This window comes from Nocardiopsis prasina DSM 43845 (assembly GCF_000341265.1).
In the GTDB taxonomy this organism is placed as follows: Bacteria; Actinomycetota; Actinomycetes; order Streptosporangiales; family Streptosporangiaceae; genus Nocardiopsis; species Nocardiopsis prasina.
The window spans coordinates 1-4,574 of sequence record NZ_ANAE01000063.1 but is presented as its reverse complement, the minus strand read 5'-3'; the positions used below and the strand labels follow the sequence as shown (position 1 = coordinate 4,574).

5 protein-coding genes are annotated in these 4,574 nt (G+C 71.8%); 1 reads left to right on the top strand and 4 read right to left on the bottom strand.

Annotated elements, in window-relative coordinates:
• Nucleotides 1–153: 153 nt before the first annotated feature.
• Complete coding sequence (locus D452_RS0101480) at nt 154–1,143, bottom strand: R2-like ligand-binding oxidase (RefSeq protein WP_026128873.1); 990 nt, start codon at nt 1,141–1,143, stop codon at nt 154–156.
• A gap of 275 nt (nt 1,144–1,418) precedes the next feature.
• Between D452_RS0101480 and D452_RS0101475 the strand changes: the two genes are divergently transcribed.
• Complete coding sequence (locus tag D452_RS0101475; RefSeq protein WP_017542383.1) at nt 1,419–1,655, top strand: hypothetical protein; 237 nt, start codon at nt 1,419–1,421, stop codon at nt 1,653–1,655.
• 19 nt (nt 1,656–1,674) lie between these two features.
• Here D452_RS0101475 and D452_RS0101470 read toward each other — a convergent pair whose 3' ends face one another.
• The 3 genes from D452_RS0101470 to D452_RS0101460 form a co-directional block, all read right to left on the bottom strand.
• Nucleotides 1,675–3,321 (bottom strand): DNA repair helicase XPB, encoded by a 1,647-nt coding sequence (locus tag D452_RS0101470; protein WP_017542382.1) that lies wholly within the window; start codon nt 3,319–3,321, stop codon nt 1,675–1,677.
• Nucleotides 3,322–3,488: 167 nt separating this feature from the next.
• Nucleotides 3,489–3,977, bottom strand: coding sequence for a hypothetical protein (locus D452_RS0101465; RefSeq protein WP_017542381.1), 489 nt, complete (start codon nt 3,975–3,977; stop codon nt 3,489–3,491).
• A 192-nt stretch (nt 3,978–4,169) separates the two neighbouring features.
• On the bottom strand, nt 4,170–4,574 hold a 405-nt coding region (locus D452_RS0101460), incomplete at its 5' end, for a hypothetical protein (protein ID WP_017542380.1).

Below are 4,574 nucleotides of genomic sequence, written 5' to 3'. Positions count from 1 at the left end.
GTTTCGCCGGCGGAGCGGGTCTGCGGTGAAGCCATGCCGTCGACTCTAGGGCAGCCGCGCGGCGTCGCGGTGATCGGCCGCCGACAGCCGCCCCGGCCCCCGCAGCCGGCTCGCGGCCGGGGCGGTCGTGTCCCCGGCGGCGCGGGCGACGCGTCAGCCGAGTCGGTCCATGTGGGCGCGGTCCTCGGCGCCGAAGCGCTCTTCGAGTTCCTCGGGGGAGGCGTCGACGTCGATGCGTTCCACGGGCATGCCGCGGGCGGTCTCGATGGCGCCGAGGCGGCGTATGGCGCGGTCGGTCGCGTACTCGGTGAGCTCCTGCCGGGACAGCGCGTACCGCTGCTCGTCCTCGCCGGGATCGGGTTCGTCGCCGCTCTGGACGATCGAGGCCACGTGGGGGAGGAGTTCGTCGAGCCGTTCGGTGACCACGTCCCAGTTCCGGGCGTCGGCGGCCACGTGGCGCCGGCAGGTGAAGGTGCCCCAGGCCATGTGCCGGCGCTCGTCGTCGCCGATGCGTTTGATGATCTCCCGCATGCCGGGGAATATCCCGCGTGCGGTGCAGAGGTGGTTCCAGGAGTGGTATCCGGTCAGGGCCAGGGAGCCTTCGACGATGTGGTTGTAGGTGACCGAGGCGCGGACCTGGTTGCCGGGGCCGGGATCGTCGGCGAGGGCGTTCAGGGCGGCGGGCAGCTCGGAGTAGAACAGCGCACGGTAACCGGGGTTGTTCTCGACATAGGAGTGCAGGTCGTCGGTGATGCCGACCGCGTCCAGCCACATCCGGAACACCTGGACGTGTTTGGCCTCCTCGAACGCGAACTGCGTCAGGTACATCTCGTCGCCCAGCCGGCCTTCGGCGGCCATGGCCCGGATGAACGGCTGGATGTCCTCGGTGACCGCTTCCTCGCCGGCGACGAACAGTGCGCACAGCCGTTTGACGCGGGCCTTGGCGTCGTCCGGCAGACCCGCCCAGTCCTCGGCGTCACGGGTCATGTCGATGTCGGCCGGGTTCCAGAATCTGGCGTTGCCCTTGGCGAACAGCCGCAGTGGGAAGGAGTCCCAGTTGAGTCCGCGGGTGCTCAGCGAATGGAAGCCGTCGCGCTGCTCGGGGGAAGAGGCGGGCGCGCCGGAGTCCGCGAGATCGGTCATGGGGGGCACCTCCGAGTCGTGTCGCCCCATCATTGGACGCCGAATCCGTCCGTGTAAAGAAGACGGTGTGTTCCGGTGCGGCTGTGCACGCCGCGAACGGCCGCGAACGGCCGCGATCGCGGTCCGCGGCCGCCGCGGACCGCGAACGCGATACGGTCGTACGGTGCGCCCGGCGGCAGCGCCTCGTTCGCCCGCAGCGGCGGGGGGGACCGGCTTCCGGGGGCGCGGCGGGTGCTCCGCAAGTTCGATCGTGCAGCTTCGTACCGGGAGACAACGTGTTCTGCGGCGAACCGGGCAGTGCCGGCTATGCGTCCTGCGCCGACCAGGAAGGCCTCTTCGCGCTCGCGTCGCTGCTTCCGGCCATGCTCGCCCTGGTGCTGATGATCGCCGCCTTCGCGACGCCCGCGATGCGCCGGAACCCGTCGCTGCGCACCCAGACCCTCGGTTATTCCCTGATCGCCTGGTGCCTGGCCGGGTTCACCGTCGTCCTCGGCGCCCTGCCGCCGCTGTAGCGCCGCCCCGGCCGCCCGCTCAGAGCTCGTCACCCGCCAGCACGTCACTGGCGTCGGCGATGCGGTAGGCGTAGCCCTGCTCGGCGAGGAAGCGCTGCCGGTGGGCGGCGAAGTCCTGGTCGACGGTGTCGCGCGCGGTCACCGCGTAGAACCGGGCGCTGCGGGAGTCGGACTTGGGGCGCAGCAGCCGGCCGAGCCGCTGGGCCTCCTCCTGGCGGGAGCCGAACGACCCCGAGACCTGGATGGCCACCCCCGCCTCGGGCAGGTCGATGGAGAAGTTGGCGACCTTGGAGACCACGAGTGTGTCCACCCCGCCCGAGCGGAACTCCTCGAACAGCCGCTCGCGCTCCTTGACCCGGGTGTCGCCCTTGATCACCGGCGCCCCCAGCGACGCGCCCAACTCGTCGAGCTGGTCGATGTAGGTGCCGATGATCAGCGTCTGCTCACCCTCGTGGCGGCGCACCAGCTCGCGCACCACCTCGGTCTTGGAGGCCGCGGAGGCGCAGAAGCGGTAGCGGTCCTCGGATTCGGCGGTGGCGTAGGCCAACCGCTCGGAGTCGGTGAGGTCGACCCGCACCTCCACGCAGTCGGCCGGGGCGATCCAGCCCTGGTTCTCCATCTGCTTCCACGGCGCGTCGTAGCGTTTGGGGCCGATCAGGGAGAACACGTCGCCCTCGCGGCCGTCCTCGCGCACCAGCGTGGCCGTCAGCCCCAATCGGCGCCGCGCCTGCAGGTCGGCGGTCATGCGGAAGATCGGCGCCGGCAGCAGGTGCACCTCGTCGTAGATGATCAGTCCCCAGTCGCGGGCTTCGAACAGCTCCAGGTGGCTGTGCACGCCCTTCTTGCGAGCGGCCATGACCTGGTAAGTGGCGATGGTGACGGGGCGGATGTCCTTGCGGGTGCCCGAGTACTCGCCGATCTCGTCCTCGGTGAGGCTGGTGCGCAGCAGGAGCTCCGTGCGCCACTGGTGCACCGCGACCGTGTTGGTGACCAGGATCAGTGTGGTCGACCGGGTCATCGACATCGCCGCCGCGCCGACGATGGTCTTGCCCGCGCCGCAGGGCAGCACCACCACGCCCGAGCCGCCGGAGTAGAAGTTCTCGGCCGCCTCGCGCTGGTAACCGCGCAATTCCCAGCCCTCTTCGGCCAGATCGACGGCGTGCGCCTCACCGTCGACGTAGCCGGCGTGGTCCTCGGCCGGCCACCCCAGTTTCAGCAGCGCCTGCTTGAGGTTGCCGCGCTCGCTGGGGTGGACGGCGACGGTCTCCGCGTCGATCCGCTCGCCCAGCAGGCCTTTGATCTTCTTGGCGCGGACCACCTCCTCCAGCACGGCCGTGTCCAGCGCATGCAGCACCAGGCCGTGGGTGGGGTCGGAGTGCAGGCGCAGCCGACCGTAGCGGTCCATCGTCTCGGCGATGTCGACCAGCAGCGAGTGCGGCACGGGGAACCGCGAGTAGGTGATGAACGCGTCGACGACCTGCTCGGCGTCGTGGCCGGCGGCGCGCGCGTTCCACAGCGCCAGGGGCGTGATGCGGTAGGTGTGCACGTGCTCGGGCGCACGCTCCAGCTCGGCGAACGGGGCGATGGCGCGGCGGCACTCGTCGGCCAGCTCATGGTCGACTTCGAGCAGCAGGGTCTTGTCGGACTGGACGATCAGGCAGGACACACGCACCTCGCAGCAGGGGTCTGGGCGACGGTCGCCCCGGGCGCACCACGGCGTGCAACGCCGCAACGGTCGGCGATATGCCCGCAGGCGCCACCGGCCAACACTACGTGCAGCGCACAAGGCCGGTCCGGGCCTTCGCCGGCGGCCGCGACAGGAGGTCCGAACGCCTAGGCGAACGACAGGACGACCATGATCGCCGCCGCCAGGATCACCGCCATCAGCGCCAGGTAGACGAGGATGCACGCCCACGTGTAGCGGATGCAGCGCTCGACCTCCATGGGGTCGTGCAGGCGGGTGAGCCCGACGATGCCGAACACGATGGCGGGCACGTCGATGAGCAGGCTCAGCATCGGAAAGCCCAGCAGTACGAACACCAGCGGGCACAGCAGCGTCAGCAGCGCGCACAGCAGGGCGGCGACGGCGCTGCCGACCCGGGCGGGCGGTTCCGAAGGCGGAGGGGCCGGCGCTCCGTCGGCGCCGCTCGCCCCCGCGGATCCGGGCGCCGCCGGCGCGGGCGCGCCGTGCCGCTGCACGGGGGGCGGCGGAGCGGGTGCGAACGGATCCCGGCCGCGGTGGTGCGCCGCGGGCTGCGGGCCGAGGGAGGCCGGTTCGGCGTCCCAGAAGGAGTCCCGCCGTCCGCCCCGGAGTTCGCTCATCGGATTGCGCCTTTCGTGCTCGCTCCGGCGGCGGCGTCCCCTCCCGCCGGACGGCCGGGTCGTCGCAGCGCGGCCGGGGCCGGATCCGTCCTGATCATCAGCCTAATGCGCGGGGCCGGGCCCGCGCCAAGAGCGGCCGTCCGCGGTGGGCGGCCGCGGACCGGACGTGTCGCCGTGCGGCGCGGCGCCCGGTCAGTACTGGGGCACCACGCCTTCGACGAGCGATCCCGCCTGCGTGAACAGCCACAGGGTCAGCACCAGCATGACGGCGAACATCACCGCGGCCGCGCCCAGGCAGTACCACGAGTACCGGGTCAGCGTCTCGCATTCGAGGTACCTGCCCTGGTCGCGCTTGTGCCCGGCGCGGACGGCGAAGACGATGCCGAGCACCCCGAAGATCCAGTTGAAGCAGCACACGAACGTCATGGCGTGCAGGATCAGCGCCATCGTGGGGCTGCTGGCGCCGGGGGCGGGCGGGGCCGCTCCGTCGCGCCCGGGACCGGCGGCCCGGTCCCCGTCGCGCTCGGGTTCCGGTTCCCGTGCGGCCTCCTCCCGGACGCGCTCGCGCGGGCGGCCTTCGCGGTTCCGGGGCGGCTC